This window comes from Luteolibacter sp. (assembly GCF_039920825.1).
In the GTDB taxonomy this organism is placed as follows: Bacteria; Verrucomicrobiota; Verrucomicrobiia; order Verrucomicrobiales; family Akkermansiaceae; genus Luteolibacter.
In genome coordinates this window covers 60,856-81,022 of record NZ_JBDSCX010000090.1, presented here as the reverse complement: position 1 = coordinate 81,022, position 20,167 = coordinate 60,856, and the positions used below count along the sequence as shown (strand labels likewise).

The window sequence follows — 20,167 nt, the reverse complement described above, 5'->3', positions numbered from 1 at the left end:
TGACACTCCTGCCACTTTTTTCCGCGTGGACCGCGGATAAGGGGCGTGGATGTCTCGTCCGTGCGTGGGGACGAGACGTCCCCACCCCCTATTTTCCTCGGATAGAAATATCTGTTCTCGCGCAGGGACGCGGAGGCGCAGAGGTTTTTTAGAATCAGAGCCATTCCCATTGAAAAGCAGTGCACTCTTTACTCTGCGTCTCAGCGGCTCTGCGCGAGAACTCTTTTCCGGATAGAGCCTATTGTCCTGGGATGAATGGCACGTAGTAAAGGCCGATTTCGTTGATGGAGCACTAGTGTGTCGCCTCTGTATTCCGGCAGGAATGGCAGTACAAACAAGGAGCGGCAATCTCCGAATCGCCTGCCCATAAGAGGATCATGAAAAGCGATTCTCTCGATACATTTGACTCCGCATGGGCTCTGGCGGATCGGAGTCCGCCACTCCTTGAGGCAGGGATCGCAGCAAAGGACGCTTAACTACGTGCCATCCCCCCTCGGATAGAAATATCGATTCTCGCGCAGGGACGCGGAGGCGCAGAGGTTTTTTAGAATCAGAGCCATGCCCATTAAAAAGCAGTGAACTCTTTACTCCGCTTCTCAGCGGCTCTGCGCGAGAACTCTTTCCCGGATAGAGCCTATTGTCCTAGCATGAATGGCACGTAGTTAAGGCCGATTTCATTGATGGAGCAGGAGTATGCCGCCTCTGTATTCCGACAGGAACGGCAGTAGAAACAAGGAGCGGCGATCTCCGAATCGCCTGTCCATAAGAGGATCATGAAAGCGATTCTCTCGATACATTGACTCCGCATGGGTTCTGGCGGATCGGAGTCCGCCACTCCTTGGGGCAGGGATCGCAGCAAAGGACGCTTAACTACGTGCCATTCGTCCTCGGATAGAAATATCTGTTCTCGCGCAGGGACGCGGAGGCGCAGAGGTTTTTTAAGATGATAGAAAAAACGCGTTGAAAGCAATATCCTCTTCCCTCTGCGCCTCCGCGTCTCTGCGCGAGACATCTTGACCGCGATTCTGGCAGAGCGTGGATTGATGATTGTTGAATTCCGATTGTGGATTGTTGATGGATCCAACTAAAAAAAATGCAGCCCCGCCGGAACGGCGGGGCTGCACGGGGTTGAGGGGGGAGAACAGCAGCAATTATCAGTGATGGGCTTTCACCTCGCCGAGGGAAGTCACGGAAATATCCTCCGCACCGGCGTTCTTGAGGATCTCCTTCGCGCGGTCCACCTGGTCGCCATCCACGGCGTGGACGGAGATGAGGATGTTTCCTTCCGCGATGCGATTTTCATAACGCTTCGCTTCAAGCTCGGGGATGCCCATGCCGATGAGCGCTCCTGTGATACCGCCAACGGCACCACCTGCGGCGGCACCGCTGAGGGCTGCGAGAAGTGGCCCGGCTGCAATCAAGGGTCCCACACCAGGGATGGCCAATGCGCCGATCCCGGCCAAGAGGCCGAGCGTGCCGCCTAACACGCTGCCGGTGGCAGCGCCGGTGACAGCACCTTCCGGTGCCTTGGTGTTTTTCTCGTGGGAGAATTCGTGAGTGGTCCCCTTGTCAGGGAACAGCACCGAGATGTCGTTCGAGGAAAAGCCCGCGCGGGTCAGGCTATCGACGATTTGGTTCGCTTGTCCTTCAGAGACGGCGACTGCGTATACGGATTTGTGGCTCATAATTTTGTTAGTTTGGTTTTGATGGGAGATTCGATTTATTTGGCGGCTTTGACTTCGAGTTGGTCGCTCACCATGGAGGGGTCCGCATGCTTCGAGGCGAGATCGACGACAGCTTGCTTTTCTCCGTGGTTATCCACCACGCCGCGCAGGGTCACCTTGCCATCACGAGTGATGATCTTGGCGTTCTTGGCATTGAAGGAGAGTTGCGTATCCATCAGATCGGCACGGATATCCTTGGTGAGCTTGATGTCGGCCTCGCTGGTTCCCTGATCGACGGGGGTCAATCCCTTGTCGTTCTCGTTGCGGGCCGCGTTGTCGGGCGCGGTGGTATCGACGGCCATGGAGTCGCGGTAGGTGCGGAGTTTATCCGACACCCCCTGTTTGTTCGCGTCCCAGGTGTCTTTCTTGTATTGCGGGGCTTTGGCCAACTGCTCCTTGGTGAGCTTGGTCTTGAAGGCCTTGGTGGGGACGTCATAGCGGAGGGCGGATGTGGGAACGGAACTCAACGTATCCGCCATTCCGAGGAAGCCACCGGTGGAGATGACCACGCCGAGAATTTCACTCGATTTGAAATCCACGATCAGATCCTGAATCTCACCAATGGTATCGTCGTTGGCGGCCTTCACATTGGTCCCGATGATTTCGGAAGCGCGCCAGGAAGCGGACGTGCCTTCCGTGGCCTTCGAGGGCATCACTTCCTTGGGTTCGGCCACGGGCTCTCCGATTGCCAGCGGGGCCAGCAGCGGAAAGAGCATGATCATTAAATTTTTGCTGAGTGTTGTTTTCATAACTTGTAGGTCTTGGTTGGATCGCGATCCGCGACTCCAAGCTCTATCGCAAGATGCATGCCTGATGTGCCAACTCGGCGGAATCCCCGTGATTTCAAGGCTTCGCCCGCTCGCGAACATCTAACTGGCATACTCCCGAAATGCATCCTGCAATTCCGAGCGGAGACTTTCTTGCAAAAAACCATCCGACGCATCCGACGTATCAACAGGGAGTTCCAGAGAACCCGGGATGATGCCCCGGAAGAAGCTAGGGATATTCCCTACTGATAGAATCGAGAAACCAATCGCAGCAATGCAGCTTGCCGTATATCCGGCCGAATTCATGGCGATGGGGGGATTGCAAAAAGACCCGCCGAGGGGAAATGGCACATCTCCTGCGAAGAATCGGTCACTATGAAAACAAATCCTCGTCCGTCCGCCGTCGAAAAACTGTCAGGTCATCTCCCCGGAAAAGCGGGATGGATCCTGCTTTGGTTGATCGGAGTGCCGGTGCCCTTGCTGCTGATCTTCTTTTTGCTCCGCGGCTGTCATTGAAATGAGCTGGGACTTACCGCCCATCCTCACTGGAGTCGCACTCATTTTGCAATGCCCCGGGGGATGAGCGGCCCCTGGTCCCTTCTCCTTTTACCCGATCAATCCTGCTAGCTCATGAAAAATTCAAAGAACTCGTGGTTCGCGAAATTCGCCAAGAAGACCTCCTCCTATGCCGGCAAGCCGGCGACGTTCGCGCTCGCTTTTACGACGATCGTCGTCTGGGCCTTCACCGGGCCGCTGTTTGGCTACAGCGACACTTGGCAACTGGTCATCAATACCGGCACCACCATTGTCACTTTCCTCATGGTGTTTCTGATTCAGAATTCGCAGAACCGTGACTCGGAAGCGCTGCAAATCAAACTGGATGAATTGATCCGAGTGCAGAAAACCGCCAACAATGCGTTGATGGATCTGGAGGATCTGCCGGAAGAGGAGCTTGATCGGGTGCGGGCCGAGTTCGTCAAGCTGGCGGAGGAACACCGCAAGCGATCCGCGCGGCAAACAGCCGAGCTGCCAGAGCCCTAACACCAATAGTGCCTGCCGTTTCAGCTGTGCTCCCGGGAATGGGTTTAGAGAGCCCTGAGAGCCAAAACGGACAGGTGTCTTATTGTCGCTTCACTTCTGCAGCGCGCAAGGGATTTATATATAGAAAATTGCGGGAATTTTCTAGACGGACAATTTGCCTTCGACCGAATCGTCGAGCGTCTTACCGATCATGGCACCGATGGCGATCTTGATGCCGGCGACGGCGTTTCCATGCTTGGTGTCCCAGTAGTATCCCCTGAGCGGCACCACCTTGATCACGGTGATGCGGGGATCATCGATTCCTTCCGTGAACCAGGTTTTCAGAAGCGGATTCCATAGTTCCTTAATCTTCGCTTTGTCGGCGGAAACGGTGGCGGTGCCGTCGAGTTGTAGGAAATCGGAATGGGCGGAACCTTGGAAATAAAGTTTCACTTCCGGGCTGATCGCGAGCTCCTCGTTCTTGTGGCTGTCCGCCGCGCTGAGGAACCACAAGTGGCCCTGCGCATCGGTCTGAAGCACGCTCATCGGTCTGGCCCCGCCTGATTCGCCAGTGGGAACGGTGGTGCAGAAAAAACAGATGCCCGCTTTTTCCACCAACTCCCTGATCTTGGTGATGGCGTCTCCCTGACTGAGGTTTTTCAGGTTATCTTCCGGTTGGTTTTGATTGATCGAGTTCATGCGGGTGGGTTGGTTAGGGGTTGAACCGATGGCCTGCTGGGCTGCGAGCCTGCGCTCGCCACTGGGCAAGGTGTCGCGGGCGGCTTCGATGCGCCACCGTTCCACTCCGTCCCGTTGGCTGATGGCTTCCCGTTCGAGTTCGGAGAAATTCACATCGCTCCATTCCGGAAACCAGCGGGAGATTTCCTTCAGCGCTAGCCAGAGCAGGCGCTTGCCCTGGATGCCGAGTGCGAGCATTTCAAGGCCTTCGAACAGGCCGAGGCTACCGGGCTCGAACCCGTCCCAAGTGAGTTTGAGAAGACCGATGCGGCCGGTGACTTCACCAGCAACATGGATCGGGGTGCTGGTGTCCATGCCGGCGGATGCCAACAATTTCCCGAGAAGAGCCTGGTCATTTTCGACTTTGGTCTTGAGCTGGACAAAATAATCACACGCCTCGGATTCATCCATGGTGTCGACCAAATGCTGGATGAGCTGGATGGCTCCAACGGAACCGGCCAGATGATAGTTGAGATAACGCTGAAGATCTCCGTCCATGGCAAATTGATGTTAGGCGGATTTCACGCCGAGATAGGAGCGCGCAGACTCGGACAGCCAGCGGTCGACTTCTTCGGCGGCCTTGACCCCGTTCGCCGCGGCGATGATCGCCATGTCGGGTGCCTTGAATGGATTCCCGGCGACGAACAATCCTTGGATCCCCGACCCGCCATCCGGCAGCCATCGGTTTCCAGAACCGAGGTGTCTGGCGTCGCAGCCGAGCTTGGCGGCCAAGCGGGAGTGATACATTTCGGAAGATGAATAGAACAATGCCTGACAGGGCATGCAGGTGCCGTCTTCCAAACGAACCGTCTCCAGCTGCGGTGGCGCGCCCAGCAATTCCACGAGCGGGCGGGTCTCTATCATAATGCGGTTTTGGGCGAGAAGCTGCCGCGATTTCATGGAGACCTCCTCTCCATTGGAAAACAAGGTGACGCGGCTGCTCCATATGAGGAGCTTCAGGGCCAGCTCCACATCGCCGTCACTGCCGCCGAGGACGCCGAGCTGTTGGTGCTGGTGATCCCAACCATCTCCGCAAGGGAACTGATGCAGGCTGCTGCCGTGGAAATCCCGCGCGCCTGTGATCTCCGGCAGGACCGGAACCTGACCCGGGGTGACCAGCAGGGTTCTTGTCTCCAGCTTACGTCCATCCATACAGATGACGGTGAATCCGGCGATCGTCCGCTGCACGTCGCCGATGCGGGCAGCCACTTGGGTGACCGTATCGAACTTGGCAACTTGTTCCCGGCCCATCCTGAGGAGTTCGGAGGGATGGCATCCGTCATGGCCGAGAAATCCACCGGTGGAGGGAAAGGACTCGATATCAGATCGGCCGGCGTCGCAGAGCACCGTGTCCCGCAGGCAGCGACCGAGAAGGAGTGCCGCGCTCAGTCCGGCCGCGCCACCGCCCGCGATCACGACATCGTGGATTTTGTAATTGTTCATGGATTCAAGGGAGTTGGTTCAGGGAAGAATTTAGTCAAAGCATGGAAAAGTAGCGGCCACGGCGGATCTGGCCGTTGAGCAAGCGCGCGCCGATGCCATCGAGGCGGATGATGGTTTTTTCCTGCTCGGAGTAGAAAGAAACCAGCAGATCCCACTCGGCCTGATAGCCCATGGTCTTGGCCATGCAGGCGGCGGCAATGTAAGTATTGATTCCTTTGTCTCCGATGCGCTTGCAGTGCCCGGCTAACAGCAAGTCCCGGGTGGCGGGATCCTTCATATTTGCGAGTTCCATACTGGCACCGGAGATCAGCCCGCGGAGTGCTTCGCCGGCGTCGCCACCGATCCGGACCCGGTGGTTGGCGAACACGGCCAGCAGCCGCGCCTTGTGCTCCACCGTGCGGTCCGCATGGCGGGATATCAGCTCACGCAGTTCGCCGTCGGCGGCGATTTTTGAAAACCCGGGAAGGAATTCCGCAAGTTGTTTCTCCATGAGGTAAATGTCACGGAGGTGGTCAAACAGGGGGCTGGGGGATAGAGCGGCATTCATGGAAATTGAAAAGCCGCCCCGCCATGGGTTGCCATGACGGAGCGGGTTGGTTTTGGGGGGATTTTCTTAAGATTGCGAAGTCTCCAGCACGGCGGAGTAGAGGCTTTCCGCGATGGAGGTCAGCTTCTTATCGGCGGCCCCCTCCTCGTTCTCCGTGGTCTGGAGAAGCTTCACCACGTCCTTGAGACCGAGGCGTGCCGCCAATGCCTTGGCAGAGCCATAGCCTGAAATTTCGTAGTGCTCGACCTTCTGAGCGGCGGTGATGAGGGCGAGATCCTTGAGCGAAGGGTCGCCTTTTTCCGCGATGGTTTCGGCACCTTCCTCGACAAGGCCCTTCATGGCCTTGCAGGTTTTCCCGCCTGGAGTGATGCCGAGGAGATCGGCGACTTCTTCGAGCCGCCCGACGTGGCCCTTGGTTTCCTCAAGGTGGCCGGTGAAGGCTGCTGCAAGATTCGCATCCGAAGCGGCCTTGGCCATTTTAGGGAGCGCTTTGACGAGCTGGGTCTCGGCACTGTAGAGATCCTTGATCTCCTCGGCGAGGAGATCTTCTAACGAATTGAGTTTGGACATCGCTTTGTTGGTTTTGAATTGTTGGTTGAGGCGACGAAATTCGCCCCGCCACTTTTCGCAGGATAAATGCCAGAAACGCCGCCGTTCTGAGGGGTTGATATATCAATCTTTTCCGACGATCTCCTCCGCCGGAGAGTGTCCGGGAGAATGCAACTTGCAAAATCGCGCGTGCGATTTGCCATGGATTTTCGGCGCCGGGCCGTCCTAGCCGATACTCATGGTGCCCGGGCGGGACACGCCGAATGACGGTGCTTTCCCCGCGGCCCGGCAACCGGCCAGTCCGTGGCGCAGGCGGACAAGCGCCGCGGCGATTCGCACGGGAAAAACGCACTGGGAAGATGCAAATTCCCTCCACGCCAACTCCCCTCCCCGGCCTCCGGCAAGGAGAAATCCATTGATACTCAAATGGAAGTGCCGGGGAATTCAACAAGGCATCCGAAATGCAAGGATAAGTTGGGACTCACCAAGTCGGATCATGAAATTTGAAACAGCACTCATCACAGGCTGCACTCGCGGAATCGGCCTTTTCCTAGCCCGCGAATTCGCAAAAAACGGACACGATCTGGTTCTGGCGGGGCCGGTGATGAAAGACCTCGAAGTGGTCGCGGCAGAGGTGAGAGATGCCTACGGCACCCGCTCACGTCTCATCGTCAAGGATCTGGAGCTGCCGGAATCCGCCATGGAGGTTTTCGAAACTCTCAATGAAGCCGGAGTGCAGGTGGACATTATTTCCACCAACACAAGTCATGGCTTCCATGGCAAATTCAAGGAAAGCAGCTCCGCTCACGACGAGTCGATGGTGGACTTGAATCTCAGTGCCATCCTTCGTCTCACTCGGATTTTCCTTGAGCCGATGATAAGCCGGGGCAAAGGCCGGATCCTCAACACCGCGTTCATCACAGAATGCGAGCCCGCCCCGTCTCCGGCGATTTACCGTGCTACGCGCGCATTCGTGGTTTCCTGGAGCGAGGCGCTGTCCATGGAGCTGCAAGGAACCGGAGTTACTGTGACCGTGTTGTGTCCTGACGCTACCGATTCTGACCTTTTTCCGAAAGCCAAAACGACCCATCGCATTCGAAGAAACATCATGGCACCGCAGCAACTCGCTAAAGCCGCTTACGACCGCCTGATGAAAGGGGAACTGATCGTGTTTCCCAAAAACCATTCGCCGGATCGTAGAAACGGAGCCCCTGTAAAAGGGGAAACTTTCGTCCCCCCACGCCCGTGACCCCATCGGGAAGCCGAATCTGACAGTTGTCGAAACGACTTCTAATTTCCCGATGACCGGTCATGCAGTTCGGTTACGAAGCGGTCCATTTCCCGGAGTCTGCTTACAACGGCGTCAAGCTGAACGGACAGTTCCTCGGTGTTTCCCGCAGACGCTGATTCCTGCGCCATCTCCGTTAAGAACAGAACTCCCGTGATGGGGTTCCTCAAATCATCGATAACGGTCCGGGTGAATCCGGCCAAGTCGCGGTTGCTTTTCTTGAGCGCCTCGCTGGATTGTTCGATGACGTCCATTTGTTCCTTGAGCTGATTGTTCGCCCGGCGCAGCCCGGGCAGCTCAAGTGCCTTCGGCGCGATCCGGCAGATTCCAATGACCGTGGCCCAGGAAACCAGCGCGGTGATCACTTTCATCAGGCCTGAAATCCGGTAGATGGGGTGGTAAAAAATAAAAGCCTCGATGAAGTGAGTGCTGCCGCAACTGAAAATGAACGCGGCGAACAACCAGAGGATTTTCGGGAATTCCAGCTCGGCCCGCTTGAGCCACCAGAACCTCGCCAACGCGAAGGGAATCGCCAGATACGCCATGCCGATCGCGATGTCGGCACAGATATGGAACCATCCGTGCACCGGGGTCCAATGACCGCAGTTCCAACGTGCCGGGAAGTCAGAGGTATCGAGGAATGACTTGAGAGATTCGAGCATGCAGATCGCCTCGGATCAAAAAGGCAGAGCGGCTCTATACAAGGTCAAAATCCCCTAAATGCGAAGATGTGAATCCATACTGCCGGGCAATTCGGGAATATTCTTATCACCCTCTAAGACATTGCCCAATATAAGGGCGCGGTAGTCTCTTTGGGAGTTATGATTTTGCCGAAAATTGCAAAATGCTGTCCATGACATGGACGTCTCCTCAGCCCGACTTCGGGCCATCATCCCGCAGGTCATTAAAATTTCGAATTCACGCAAGACGAATGTAAAAAAACAGGATGCACGATTCATGGGTCATGCGAATCTACTTGAGGCCGATTCAGGAAAGCCTCGGGATTTTTCAAAAGAGTCTCCATTTGGGAAGAAAGTTCGTCCACCTGTTTGTCCAGAATACCGAGCAGCTTCCCATGCTTTTCCGACCCGCCTGAGATCATGCGCAATACTTCCGCGGTCGTGCGGATGCATGAAAGCGGAGTTCGCATATCATGCACCGACCTTGCGACCACCTGTTGCCAAGGGAATGGTCCGTCATTGTTGTTTTCAGAATTGCCCAAGAGAAATCATGCTCCAACAGAACTGCCGTCATTCAAGTGAAATTCTGCCATCCATGAAATTTTCATCGTGGCTGGAGACTCGACAAATTTCTTGTGATGATGCTGCCGCTCGGCAGAGTGGAGGGATTAATCCATGCCGCACGCCGTTGGAAGTCCCATCGAGGAAAATTACCGCCGGGCGATGCGCACTGACGACGACCGGGAGCGGTCCAAGGCGGCGGGGCTCAACGAACACGTCGCAACGCCCGCCGATCTTGAGCTTTCGCGCTCGTGGTTCCGGAACCTTTCAAGCACCTCACAATAGGACGACAGGCATTCAGGCACCGTTCGGCATGTGAGAGGCAAGCTGCGAAGGAAAACACGAGGCATCCCCGATGGACCGTCTTCAGGCAGTCAACGCCCGTTTTGCCGCTTCCACCCGGGCTTCCATTTCCGCAACATTCCAGCCGCCTGCCTTGGCTTCATTATAGAGCTGTACAACTTCCTCCCAGCACTGCCGCGAAAAGAGAATCGCGCTGAGCCGGTTATAGCCCGCGTGAGCGACAGGGCAGAAATCCCTCCCGTTCATTTGAGCCGCTTGCCGCTCGGAAGCGATCAGCTCGGGCGCAATTCCTATCTGCATGAGACAGAGCTGTTCCAGATCCTCCGAAACGTCTTCCTTGTTATAGTCCTGAATCAGGTCGTTCAGCTCGAAATGATCTTCCAACAAACTCCCTTCGGTTTCATAAAACGGATTCTCCTCGTCGGGAGAAACATTGATCAGGGAGACGCGGGGAACGGGCAGCAGTTCGGCAAGAGGTTTCATGGGAGGATTTAAAAATGGTTGATAATGGAGATACAAGGGAGGGATGTTCGAGATAACAGAACGAAGGAAATTCACTCGTCCAGATCCACAAACTCAAAATTCAAACCGTTGGACTTCGCCATGCTGGCGACAAAACTCTTCAAATCACCCGCCCCTAGTTTATTGAACGGGATGAGGCTGCCATCAGGCAATGGAACGTCGGCATTGTCCGCCGAAGATGTGACCACGGGATTCCCATTCCCCGGATGATAGATGACATGATAGTCCGCCAGGAATCCATTTCCATTCAGCTTGATTCGGAATTCCCGGTTGCCGGTAACCTCTTCGATGACACCGTTCGCTCCGCATTCCTCCGACTGCTCCTTCACCGCTTGGGCCAGCTTGTCCATATGGACGGTCGCGAATGAGACGGCGGTCCCGTCAGGCCTCAGGAACTCTGATTCGTCTCCGCTGATTCTCGTTGAGACAGGATGTTCGTTTTCCGAATAACAGACCACGTGGCTGGCACGGGCGGAGTCGCGGTTGAGCGTGATTTTGAATTTGCGGTTCATCGTGTCGGTAGTTCGAATTTTCATTTGCGGAACTCATGCCAACTCACGAATGCCCTCCAACCACGCGCGGAAGCGGGGCAGCTCGCGCCGGGGGCGGATTGCCGTTGCTGTTTGCAATGACGGCCGCAAATCCGTGAATGCAAAATGCCCACTTATGAATATTCCTTGGAATGACCGGAGATGCTTCCCATGCGATACCGCGTTGCAAACCAGCGACCCGTGGTCAGCCCCCGGGCACTGGCACACGGTGTGATGGGTTAATTTACAACAACCCCCTACCTCCATGATCTCACACACTGCTTTCTCAGAATTTCAATTTCACTTTAATTCCCCTCAAAACGACTCTTCGATAAGAAGGGATGGAAAATCCTCAATTGACCGGAATTCACTCGGTCGGAACCATCGGCCTAACAATCGCCGAGGTGCCCATCTTTCCGAAGTCTCGAAATCGGATAAGAGTCTTACGGGCATCGTTATCATTGCCTCCGGGAAGTCACGCCGTCCCGGAACCGGGCAGCTCGCAAAATGGCGGAGCCGGTCTTCGATTCGTCACATGGCATCGGTCGCCTTGGACTCAGGACTGGGACCCGTGACGGTCGTTGTCGGAGCTGAGGATCAAATGAGTCTCGAAGCTTTACATGGATTGCCCCTGAGCATCGTGTTCAATCCCCCCGGGGAATCCGGCGTCGGAGTATCCATTGCCATCGGAGTAACTTCCATGATGGATCTCGAACCAACCGATATCATCGTGATGCTCTGTGACCAACCGGAGATCAGTGCAGCCCACCTTCAGAAATTGAAAGATGAATCCCGGAGCTGTCTTAACGCGATTGTTGCAACCAGACATCACGGAAATAACAGCGCTCCGGTTCTATTTCCAACGCGCTTTTTACCCCACCTTCGGATGCTCAGGGGAAGCCAGGAACCAAGGTCCCTTTTGCACGGAACCGTGGCACTTTCGTGGGTCTCCTGTCCTGACGAATCGCACGATGCGGCTACTTCCGAGGACACCGGCGGATCCAATCATCTAAATGTCAGAAACGGATCCCGGGAGCTGAATCAATAGACTCCTATTTCAGCCACACCGGCGTTTTCGGAGCCCGGCTTCACGCCGGTGATTTCCAAGGTGAGGGACTTGATCGTCTTTGGCGGAAATTCCAAGGTAAGTGGATGGCTCGCATCGTCAGGGAGCGGACCGACATCGAGCGTAGAGCCGTCGCTGAATAGGATTTTGGCCGCGGTCACTTGATCAACTTTGTTAGGTCTGTCGAAGAGCGCGATCTTCCGCACGGTCTGCGGCAGATCCCAGGAGAGGTCGATGCGGGCACCGTTGGTCTGGCGGTTGGCCGCCCATTCGGCAGAGGGTTTTGCGGGGTAACCATCCACCTTTCCGTCAACGGCTGCAGCAGGGGTATGGCCGGATTCGCTGGAACTGGCGGAGACCTTTGCGAGCGATGCCAGATTGCCCACCATGCTCACACCCGGAGATACGACGGAATATTTGCGCCCGCCTAACTGGAATTCAATCCGCCCGTAGCGGGCGGAGTCGATCCTGACGGGCTCATTCGTTTCGCCCAGTGGCATCACCGAGCGCTTTTCCGCGAACAAACCTGAATTTTTTTCTTCGATCGTCCGTGTGACTGCATCTCCGTCAATGATCCCGCAGGGGGCATGGAAGGCCAGTTTGCTTTCTTCTCCGTGGAAAGTCGGGGAGTCGTGATAGGGCATCAATCCGATTCCCTCCACTCCAAGCAAGGCATCCTTTTCGCCGGGATCGATCATGTTTCCGGCCAGCAGCTTCGGCAGGGACTCATGCTGCAAGGCATCGCCGACGATCGCCCTGACTCTTCTCGCCTTCGCCGCGCTGATAAATGGAGCGGCATCGGCTTCGGGGGCGTTCACCTCGATCGTGATGGCGTCGCCAATCGCCAGTGCCGGAATGGAGATTCGATTGGTTCCGAGCTCCCGGTCGTATTGGATTGCAGCCGCTTTTCCGTTGGCCGTGGCTTGAACGGCTTTCTGCGTGTTAGGTAGTTCGATCTCATAAGCGCGACTGGCCGGCTGATCACGATATTGGCCCTCGGTGGGACCGACATGGATCGTGATGCGATCGCCATGCCGGGTATAACTCAGCGGCGTCAGCGCGCGAGCTCCCTTCTCATAGTCGTTCGATTGTCCGTCGTCTTCGTAAAGTGTGTATTTCCCCGTCTGTCCATCGGTCCCCGGATAGCAGCGCACGCGCAGGGTCTTGAGAGCCGCCGTGCCAGGCCGATCCTGATAGGGCTGCAGGGGAATCGGGACGCCACCGCGGGCAAAGACCGGAAATTCGTTGATGTCCGCCGAGACGATGCGCGTCTGCACCCCGCTGAATTTCTCGCCGGTAAACAGATTGTACCAAGTATTGCCTGGAGGAAACCACACGACCTGCCGTCCGACCCGACCGGGGCCAACCCCGGGCATCGTGATCGGCGCGACGAGAAGATGGTCTCCGAGAAGGAACTCCTGCCCATTGTGATACGCCGGCTCTTGATCAGGATATTCCAGATAGAGCGGACGGTTCAGCGATACGCCGCTTTCAAAGGTCTGCCGTGCGCTGGTGTAAACATAAGGAAGAATCTGCGAACGAAGGTGGAAGGCGATCCGCATCGAATCCTCCGCCCATTTTGGATAGAGCCACGGGCGCCGGTCCATGTCGGGCCTGTTCGTGGAGTGCGAGCGTAAGGCGGCGGTAGTCGCACCAAATTGTACCCACCTCGCATAGGATTCCTCGTTCCGACCGCCGGTGTGCCCACCAATGTCATGAGACCAGTAGTAGCAGCCCACGTTCCCCGCGGTGGACGTGAGCGGGACCTCGAAGCCTAACATCGGCCAGCCGGTATCGGCGTCTCCGGAAAACTGGATCGGGTGACGATGATCCCCCCACCCGCCCCAGCGGCTGAGTGAAATACCGCGCGCGCCATTCGATGTCGTGCTGTTGTAGAGAATCTCATTCATCCAGAAGAGATTCGTTAGATCAGGAATAGATCGGGTGAAGGGATATTGCTGCCAATCGAGCCACCAGAAATCCACCCCGTCGTTCTGCAATGGAGCGAGCACCTTGCCAAGGAAAGCGTCAATATAGGATTCGCTGCCCGCATCGAAAGGAAGCGTTTCCGCGGAGGCAGGACTCTTTCCAAGCGCTTTCATGAAATCCGCATATTGATCCTCATGTGGCGATACTCCGTCTGCAGGATGAAGGTTCAGGGGAACGTGCAGCCCCTCCTTGTGCAACCAGGAAAGAAGGTCCTTCGCGTCTGGAATCAATTCCTTGTTCCATGACCAGCCGGTCCATCCTTCCCGATGCCAGTCCATGTCCATGACCAGCACGTCCAGCGGGAAATCATGTTGACGATACTCGTCCACGATCGAGCGAAAATCGCTGGACTTGAATTTCCAATACCGGGAAAACCAAATCCCAAGCGCATAGCGTCTCGGCATCGGCGCAGCTCCACCGATGGTGATCAGCGAGCGCAGGGCCGACTTGTAATCCTTGCCATAGCCGAAGAGGTACCAATCGGTGCCAGTGCCAGCGGGTCGGGATTTGACCCACGTGGAAGTCAGCAACGGCGAGTGGGAATCATCCAACAAAAACCATCCGTCGCGGGACAGCACTCCTTTTCCAAGATCCTCCGGCCCGACGACCGTATCGAGAGTCGTAATGGTGCCGCCCAGATTGCCCGAGTTCAACATGCCGGGCGACCATGTCACGGACTGATCACCCATGCGGATTTGCGCCGAAAGATTCGATGCACCCAACGCCTGTCCGTCCGGCTGATAGACAAGGCGGAGTTTGCCCGTGTCGATAACGAGAGATTCCCCCGCCCTCTCGACTTTGAAATCATTCGTCCGGGCCGCACGGTTCACCGCAAAGGTGGATTCCGCATCCACGAATTTTCCACTCGGAGAGGATTCGATGCGGATGCATTCTGGCGTAATGACCGTGAATCGAGCGTTTCCAATAGTGATGCGCGACTTTCCCTCACTCGCGGGATCCGATGCTGCTTGCGCCATCCCGCACATGCCGAAAATGGCAATTCCGACTGACGAAATTCCGATCCGCATCCTTGCGTGAACCTGATTTCCAGCGAGGGATGATCTCATCAGAGATGGGATCACGAACCATTTTGATGGAGCTGCGCATGGGTGGAAAACGGATTGTTTGTGAGAGGATAAATCCATTTGAATTGAATAAAAAATCGTGAATTTCGTGCGTTAATGAAGTCTCAACCCGGCTCCAAGGAACAGGCCCGGACGTGAATCCGGGCCTGTGAATTGATAGTGACGCGCGATAGTCCGTTAGATCCCGGGAATCAGGGTTGTTCGATGACCGCACGCATGAAGTTCTTCGGCGTTCCGGAAACCGCACCGGTGGTGAAGGTCCGGTAGAACCAGCCACTGTCCGGTGCCGGCAATCCGGTTTCAATCGCTGTTTTGTCGGCGCCGGTCACTTCAGTAATCCCCGCACCCCATGAAGTAAGTGCAGTGCCACCTTGAGCATGATAGACAATGCCGTCGGTCAGGGCGGAAACTTTTTCGCTCGCTCCGCTGAAGGTCGGATTGCTCGCGCTGGAACCTCTGACGGGAATCGAGAGCACCAGCGAGGGAACCCCGCCGACAGTCGCAACCTTCGAAACGACCTTACCGGAAGCAGCACCCGACATTGGATTGCCGTTCAAGCCGAATTCGGCGAGGTTCGACTGACCGTCCTGGTCCGGATCACCGGTCGGAGTCGCATCCGCCGCTGGATTGATCGCCGTGATGTTCGCCGCCGCCCAAGTGGAATATGGAGAGGACGCCGACTTGATGGCGATTTGATTTCCACCCAGATAGTTGTAATCTACCGAAAAGCCGGATGGCAGTCCGGTGACCGAGGCGAAAGGAGATGGGGCGCTCCCGGTGTAGGACGCAATGATCACAGTCGCCGTCAGTGGTGTCACTTCGGTGATCGCCAAGGTGGAAGCACTCACGTTGAGAGTTCCGTTAGAAACCAGTTTGTCCGACGTAGTGCCACTCACCTCACAAGCATACGTACCCGAGAGGGTCGAGCCCCCCGCGGTCAAGGTGCCTATATTTGCGATCCCGGGCGCCAGAGTCGCCCCAGATGAGACCACCAGTGGTCCGGCGACCGCACCTGTACCACCCAGTGAGCCGGTGGATACCGTAGTTGTTCCGGTGTAGGTGCTGACGCCATTCAGATAGAGAGCGCCGGCTCCGGACTTGGTGAGACCGCCACCACCAGCGCCATCGAGCAGCGCCGTGTTGACCGCGACGTTGTTTCCGTTGCTGTCAATCAACGCACCACCCGACTTTACGTTAACCGTGTCGATGCCATTCATGAACGTGGCATTGGCACCTGCTCCCGCCTTGAGGAGGCCACCGTTGAAGTTGAATGTGCTGGATCCGGAACCGATGGTCTGGTCAAGAACGGCAGTGGCGGTCAAGGTTCCGCCGTCCAAGTTGATGACGCCGCTGCTTGAGGCGACGTCGGAGATCAGCACCCCGGTTGTGGAGTTTGCCACAAAGGCACCCGAACCAGAAATCGTGAGAACTCCCACACCAATCTCGCCCACATGGATGAAGCGAGCCGCGTTTGCCTGGGTAAACGTGCCACCAGACACCGTTAGATTCCCGCTGGACGCCGGATCCCCTCTACCAATGGACACCCAGCCATTTCCAGAAATGGTGCCAGCGGTCTGGATTAAAGTGCCACTGCCATTTCCTCCAACCCGGAATTCATTGTCGCCGGGGATGGAAAGCGCGGCGGTCCCGCTAACCAAAAGTGTTCCTGTTGAACCTGCGGAGCTGCCCACGTAGAAGAAACCAGCTGAGTTATAAATCGAGCCATCCTTCATGTCCACCGTGCCAACGGCGGTCTCAATTCCAATCTGGGTGCTGCCTGAGACATTAATCGTTGACGTTCCGTTCAGCGTGCAAACAGCAGTGCTGCCAGTGCTTCTGCCGATTTCCATCGCTGTGGAGTTCAGTGTGGAATTATTCAGCGTCAGGCTGGAGTTGGCCAGAAAGCCAGCCAAACCATTGGAGTAGCCGAGCGACAAACCACCGCCGCTTTGACTCACTGTTGAGTTGGTAAAGGTCACGTTGGTTGACAAGTTCGTCGTGCCGTTGCCGACACCCAGAGCGATCGGACCTCCGGTCGCAAGAGTGGTGCCGGTTACCGTCAGGCTGGTGTTGCCCGTGGCCACCGGATCACCGACCCATAATTCACCGGCAACCGTGTTGGCACCGGTGCCGCTCAAGGTCAATCCGCCATCACTAACACGCAGGCCTTTGTTGACGGTCCCGAACGTATTCGCAAGGGTTCCCGAAACGGTCAGATTTCCCGTTCCAGCCTTGATCATGTTGCTGGTGCCGGTCGAGACGACCTGCCCGCTAACGGTGATGTCAACCGCGGTGGAAATCGTTGTATTGATAGCGGCGAGAGTGAATCCACGGTTGGTGCTGGTCGCAGCCCCCGTGTAGGTGAGGCTACCGCCGGAGAAAAGCAGGTTGCCCGGACCCGCTGCCGATGCGCCAATCGAACTGACGCTGCCGCCATTGGCGAGGCTGTTGATCGAAGTGATGCCACCTTGCAATTCAGTCACCCCCGTATACCCGTTAGACGTATTCAATGCCAGCGCCTCGGTGCCCTTTTTCACAAGACCGGTGCTTCCGTTGATGTGGCCGATGCCGGAAATACCATACGGAGTGAACCAGTTGTCGAAAGTCAGCGAACCAGGAGTGACCGTCGTATTCAGCACTACCGCACCGAAGGTCGGACCCGTCACCGAGTCATCGAACGTGGTGGCGTTTCCATTGGTATAGAGGAAAGTCGGCGTGCCCGTCCAGTTGGCGGAGGTGGCATCCCAGAACTCGCTTACAGTGGCGTCCCACCGTGGTTGCGAGACGGCGGTGACATTCAGCCAAATCGTGTTGTCGTGTTCCGTGATCGCGGCGGTTACTCCGGTCGGCAGGGTGCCAATTGCCACGGTCCCCGTTTTGGAGGTGTATTGAATGAGAGGAATCTCGCCGGTCGTGATGTTTTCATCCGCAATATTGATCGTCACCGTCCCATTTACGACAACACTGCCGGCACTAACGGGAGCGCTGAATGTATTTCCAGGAAGACTTCCCAAATCGAAATTCGCGGTGGTCGAACCACCTGTTCCGAAGGTAAGCGTGCCTACCGTCCTCTGGTTGACGTCATCCAAGCAGATGACGCGCAAGGCGGCATTATTCGCGATGGTAAAATCGGTGCCTCCTGTGGTCTGGTTGTTGATGCCCAATGTTCCCGCATTGACGATATAATTGCCGGTATGACCGGGGCTATTTCCGGTTAGAGTTAAAATACCGGTGCCGGATTTGATAATGGGACCCGAGCCGCTGAAAGTCTGCGGAGTGGTGAGGACGAAAGCCTGCGAGTCGATGAGAGCGCCTCCAGCTTGAACATCCGCAGTGCCGAGTCCGGAAATGATCGTTCCGGTGTTTGCCGTCGCCTGAAGGGTGCCCCCGTTGAAGTGGACGGTGGAACCGCCGGTGCCGCCGTTGAGACCGGTGGTTTTAAGGGTGCCGCCATTGAGATTCACCGTGCCGATGCCAGTGCCGACTCCGACAACCATCTGGGTGGTGCGGTAATCCGCGGTGCTGGACATGGTGAGAGTGCCGGTGCCTCCTCCTTTGCCAATATTGGTGACACCCGCCGTCACATTGATCAGGCCGCCGGTCATGGTGATCGTTCCATTGGCGGTAGCGTTGTCCCCGCCGACGACAAGGTCGTTCGCGCCGCCTTTGGTGATCGTTCCGCCGCTCATGTTGATGACGCCAACGCCATTGGCATTCCGCCCGACCACGAACCAGCTATTCGTGTTGAGCGTTCCACCGCTGATGGTGTAATTTCCGTTAGAAGTCGACCCGATCCAGAATTCCCCGTTTGAGGTGATCGAAGCTGCATTCGATTGAGTGAGGGCTCCCGTGCCACCGAGCCCGACGGCAAATGCGCTGGCGGCAGTCGTCTCGTTCAGGGTTCCACCCGACATGATGAACGTCCCATTGGAACCGGCTCCCCCGCCGATCCGGAATTCACCCTCTGCATTGAACGTCCCGCTGGTTTGGTTCAGAGTGCCGGTGGAAGCATCTCCGATGATGAACGCGGTGCCAGTCCCAGTCTTGGTCAACGTTCCTCCGTTGACGTTCACGGTGCCATTACCCCCCGTGCGTCCGATAGAGACCCAACTCGCCGTGTTGATCGCACCGCCGCTGAGAGTGACGGTGCCGACACCACCGGTTCCGTTGCCGATCTGGAGTTCGCCGTTGTTGTTCAAAATACCGCCGGAGACGCTGACGGTACCCGTGACGCCGCTGGTATTTCCCACGTTGATGTTGCCGCTGCCGGTTTTGCTGAAAGTGCCGCTGTCGATTTTCAACACGCCGTTGCCGCTCTGGCCGATTCTGGCCGCGCCGTTGTTGACGGTGACGGTTCCCGAGGTGTGCATGTTCAAGGTGCCGGTGCCTGTGATCGTGGCGCCGTCACCGCCCAGCCGGAACTCCCCGCCGGTCATGCTGAGGCTTCCGCTCCCTTGTGCGAAGCCGGTGAGGGCACCTCCCGTGCCGCCGGTGTTCGCCAGATTGTAGGTGCCGGTGCCGCCATTCTGACCGATCTTCACCCATGATCCCGTGGTCACTGTTCCGGCGGTGTGATCCAGCCGACCGGTTCCTGCGCCGGTGCCGACGATCACGTCCCCGGGATTGGACGGCGTGGCTGTGATGGTGGCGATCGAACCGGAGTTGGTGTTAACGATGGCCGCCACACCGTTAGGCACCCCGGCCGGGTTCCAGTTGCTGGCAGTGTTCCAGTCGGTGGTGCCGGTGTTGAGCCAGTCGGCCCCCTGCACGGCCAGAGTGGATACTCCTGAGTAGATGATGACGGCTGTCGTTGCGGCAAAGAGCGGGCGGGATTTCAATTTCATGGGATCGATGGGTTTTTGGCAGATGGTTTTTTCGAGCGCGGAGAGCAGGAAATGCAGTGGATAGTCGCGATGGTGGGTTCGCTATCTCTCGCTCCGTCAGATGGAAATGCGCAGTTGGCTTCCGCAAACCGCCAGAAATTTTCAATTTTTTTACGAGCTCAGTTCTCCGCTAGGCCGCCACCGAGATGTCGAGTTCGACGCGATCGTCCGCCTGCCTGATCCTCCTGCCGATTTTGCGATACGGAGTCAGCCACGCCACCCGGACAGCATAGGATTTGGGAATGCCGGACATCCTCCCAAGCAGATTGCTCAAAACGACGACCTGAGGCTCGTGGAAGGTGTGGATCTTAATGAGTTTCGCCGGTCGTCTTCCCACATAGGCGAGCAGCAGGACCGCGGCTGACAAAGAAGCGTTTGCGAAGAGATCTGCTCCACCATCGGCAAAGGTCATCGCCAGGGATCTGAGCCATCCACGTCGTTTCATCACGTGGTGGTTAGACAGCCGCGTGCC

15 protein-coding genes are annotated in these 20,167 nt (G+C 56.7%); 3 read left to right on the top strand and 12 right to left on the bottom strand.

Annotated elements, in window-relative coordinates:
• Positions 1–1,154: 1,154 nt before the first annotated feature.
• Complete coding sequence (locus ABIQ96_RS26600; RefSeq protein WP_348217703.1) at positions 1,155–1,685, bottom strand: hypothetical protein; 531 nt, start codon at positions 1,683–1,685, stop codon at positions 1,155–1,157.
• A 35-nt stretch (positions 1,686–1,720) separates the two neighbouring features.
• Positions 1,721–2,473, bottom strand: a complete 753-nt coding sequence (locus ABIQ96_RS26595) for a PRC-barrel domain-containing protein (protein ID WP_348217702.1) — start codon at positions 2,471–2,473, stop codon at positions 1,721–1,723.
• Positions 2,474–3,121: 648 nt separating this feature from the next.
• On the opposite strand from ABIQ96_RS26595, the gene ABIQ96_RS26590 reads away from it, so the two are divergent.
• A complete protein-coding gene (locus ABIQ96_RS26590; protein WP_348217701.1) occupies positions 3,122–3,532 on the top strand; it encodes a low affinity iron permease family protein in 411 nt (136 codons plus the stop codon).
• 141 nt (positions 3,533–3,673) lie between these two features.
• On the opposite strand, the gene ABIQ96_RS26585 is transcribed toward ABIQ96_RS26590, so the two are convergent.
• From ABIQ96_RS26585 to ABIQ96_RS26570, 4 genes are all read right to left on the bottom strand, one after another.
• Positions 3,674–4,747, bottom strand: coding sequence for a pyridoxamine 5'-phosphate oxidase family protein (locus ABIQ96_RS26585; protein WP_348217700.1), 1,074 nt, complete (start codon positions 4,745–4,747; stop codon positions 3,674–3,676).
• Positions 4,748–4,759: 12 nt separating this feature from the next.
• A complete protein-coding gene (locus ABIQ96_RS26580) occupies positions 4,760–5,692 on the bottom strand; it encodes an FAD-dependent oxidoreductase (RefSeq protein WP_348217699.1) in 933 nt (310 codons plus the stop codon).
• 34 nt (positions 5,693–5,726) lie between these two features.
• Positions 5,727–6,239: a DUF892 family protein gene (locus ABIQ96_RS26575; RefSeq protein WP_348217698.1), complete on the bottom strand. Its 513-nt coding sequence runs from the start codon at positions 6,237–6,239 to the stop codon at positions 5,727–5,729.
• Positions 6,240–6,305: 66 nt separating this feature from the next.
• Positions 6,306–6,809, bottom strand: coding sequence for a ferritin-like domain-containing protein (locus tag ABIQ96_RS26570; RefSeq protein WP_348217697.1), 504 nt, complete (start codon positions 6,807–6,809; stop codon positions 6,306–6,308).
• Between the two features lie 475 nt (positions 6,810–7,284).
• On the opposite strand from ABIQ96_RS26570, the gene ABIQ96_RS26565 reads away from it, so the two are divergent.
• Entirely contained in the window at positions 7,285–8,037 is a 753-nt protein-coding gene (locus ABIQ96_RS26565; RefSeq protein WP_348217696.1) for an SDR family NAD(P)-dependent oxidoreductase, read from the top strand.
• Between the two features lie 41 nt (positions 8,038–8,078).
• On the opposite strand, the gene ABIQ96_RS26560 is transcribed toward ABIQ96_RS26565, so the two are convergent.
• Entirely contained in the window at positions 8,079–8,738 is a 660-nt protein-coding gene (locus ABIQ96_RS26560) for a histidine kinase dimerization/phospho-acceptor domain-containing protein (RefSeq protein ID WP_348217695.1), read from the bottom strand.
• Positions 8,739–9,431: 693 nt separating this feature from the next.
• On the opposite strand from ABIQ96_RS26560, the gene ABIQ96_RS26555 reads away from it, so the two are divergent.
• Positions 9,432–9,602 carry a hypothetical protein gene (locus tag ABIQ96_RS26555; protein ID WP_348217694.1) on the top strand — a complete coding sequence of 57 codons (171 nt, stop codon included), beginning with the start codon at positions 9,432–9,434 and terminating at the stop codon, positions 9,600–9,602.
• A gap of 81 nt (positions 9,603–9,683) precedes the next feature.
• Here ABIQ96_RS26555 and ABIQ96_RS26550 read toward each other — a convergent pair whose 3' ends face one another.
• The 5 genes from ABIQ96_RS26550 to ABIQ96_RS26530 all read right to left on the bottom strand — a co-directional run bounded on the left by ABIQ96_RS26550 (position 9,684) and on the right by ABIQ96_RS26530 (position 20,140).
• Positions 9,684–10,103 (bottom strand): hypothetical protein, encoded by a 420-nt coding sequence (locus tag ABIQ96_RS26550; RefSeq protein WP_348217693.1) that lies wholly within the window; start codon positions 10,101–10,103, stop codon positions 9,684–9,686.
• Between the two features lie 71 nt (positions 10,104–10,174).
• On the bottom strand, positions 10,175–10,678 hold the full coding sequence (locus tag ABIQ96_RS26545) for a hypothetical protein (protein WP_348217692.1): 504 nt from the start codon (positions 10,676–10,678) through the stop codon (positions 10,175–10,177).
• Between the two features lie 1,035 nt (positions 10,679–11,713).
• Entirely contained in the window at positions 11,714–14,794 is a 3,081-nt protein-coding gene (locus ABIQ96_RS26540) for a TIM-barrel domain-containing protein (RefSeq protein WP_348217691.1), read from the bottom strand.
• Between the two features lie 209 nt (positions 14,795–15,003).
• Entirely contained in the window at positions 15,004–19,656 is a 4,653-nt protein-coding gene (locus ABIQ96_RS26535; RefSeq protein ID WP_348217690.1) for a hypothetical protein, read from the bottom strand.
• 169 nt (positions 19,657–19,825) lie between these two features.
• Positions 19,826–20,140, bottom strand: a complete 315-nt coding sequence (locus tag ABIQ96_RS26530; protein ID WP_348217689.1) for a hypothetical protein — start codon at positions 20,138–20,140, stop codon at positions 19,826–19,828.
• Positions 20,141–20,167 lie beyond the last annotated feature (27 nt).

Bases quoted from the DNA above. Each gene is read 5' to 3' on its own strand.
- ABIQ96_RS26600 (WP_348217703.1), bottom strand. From the start codon at position 1,685: ATGAGCCACAAATCCGTATACGCAGTCGCCGTCTCTGAAGGACAAGCG.
- ABIQ96_RS26595 (WP_348217702.1), bottom strand. From the start codon at position 2,473: ATGAAAACAACACTCAGCAAAAATTTAATGATCATGCTCTTTCCGCTG.
- ABIQ96_RS26590 (WP_348217701.1), top strand. From the start codon at position 3,122: ATGAAAAATTCAAAGAACTCGTGGTTCGCGAAATTCGCCAAGAAGACC.
- ABIQ96_RS26585 (WP_348217700.1), bottom strand. From the start codon at position 4,747: ATGGACGGAGATCTTCAGCGTTATCTCAACTATCATCTGGCCGGTTCC.
- ABIQ96_RS26580 (WP_348217699.1), bottom strand. From the start codon at position 5,692: ATGAACAATTACAAAATCCACGATGTCGTGATCGCGGGCGGTGGCGCG.
- ABIQ96_RS26575 (WP_348217698.1), bottom strand. From the start codon at position 6,239: ATGAATGCCGCTCTATCCCCCAGCCCCCTGTTTGACCACCTCCGTGAC.
- ABIQ96_RS26570 (WP_348217697.1), bottom strand. From the start codon at position 6,809: ATGTCCAAACTCAATTCGTTAGAAGATCTCCTCGCCGAGGAGATCAAG.
- ABIQ96_RS26565 (WP_348217696.1), top strand. From the start codon at position 7,285: ATGAAATTTGAAACAGCACTCATCACAGGCTGCACTCGCGGAATCGGC.
- ABIQ96_RS26560 (WP_348217695.1), bottom strand. From the start codon at position 8,738: ATGCTCGAATCTCTCAAGTCATTCCTCGATACCTCTGACTTCCCGGCA.
- ABIQ96_RS26555 (WP_348217694.1), top strand. From the start codon at position 9,432: ATGCCGCACGCCGTTGGAAGTCCCATCGAGGAAAATTACCGCCGGGCG.
- ABIQ96_RS26550 (WP_348217693.1), bottom strand. From the start codon at position 10,103: ATGAAACCTCTTGCCGAACTGCTGCCCGTTCCCCGCGTCTCCCTGATC.
- ABIQ96_RS26545 (WP_348217692.1), bottom strand. From the start codon at position 10,678: ATGAAAATTCGAACTACCGACACGATGAACCGCAAATTCAAAATCACG.
- ABIQ96_RS26540 (WP_348217691.1), bottom strand. From the start codon at position 14,794: ATGAGATCATCCCTCGCTGGAAATCAGGTTCACGCAAGGATGCGGATC.
- ABIQ96_RS26535 (WP_348217690.1), bottom strand. From the start codon at position 19,656: ATGAAATTGAAATCCCGCCCGCTCTTTGCCGCAACGACAGCCGTCATC.
- ABIQ96_RS26530 (WP_348217689.1), bottom strand. From the start codon at position 20,140: ATGAAACGACGTGGATGGCTCAGATCCCTGGCGATGACCTTTGCCGAT.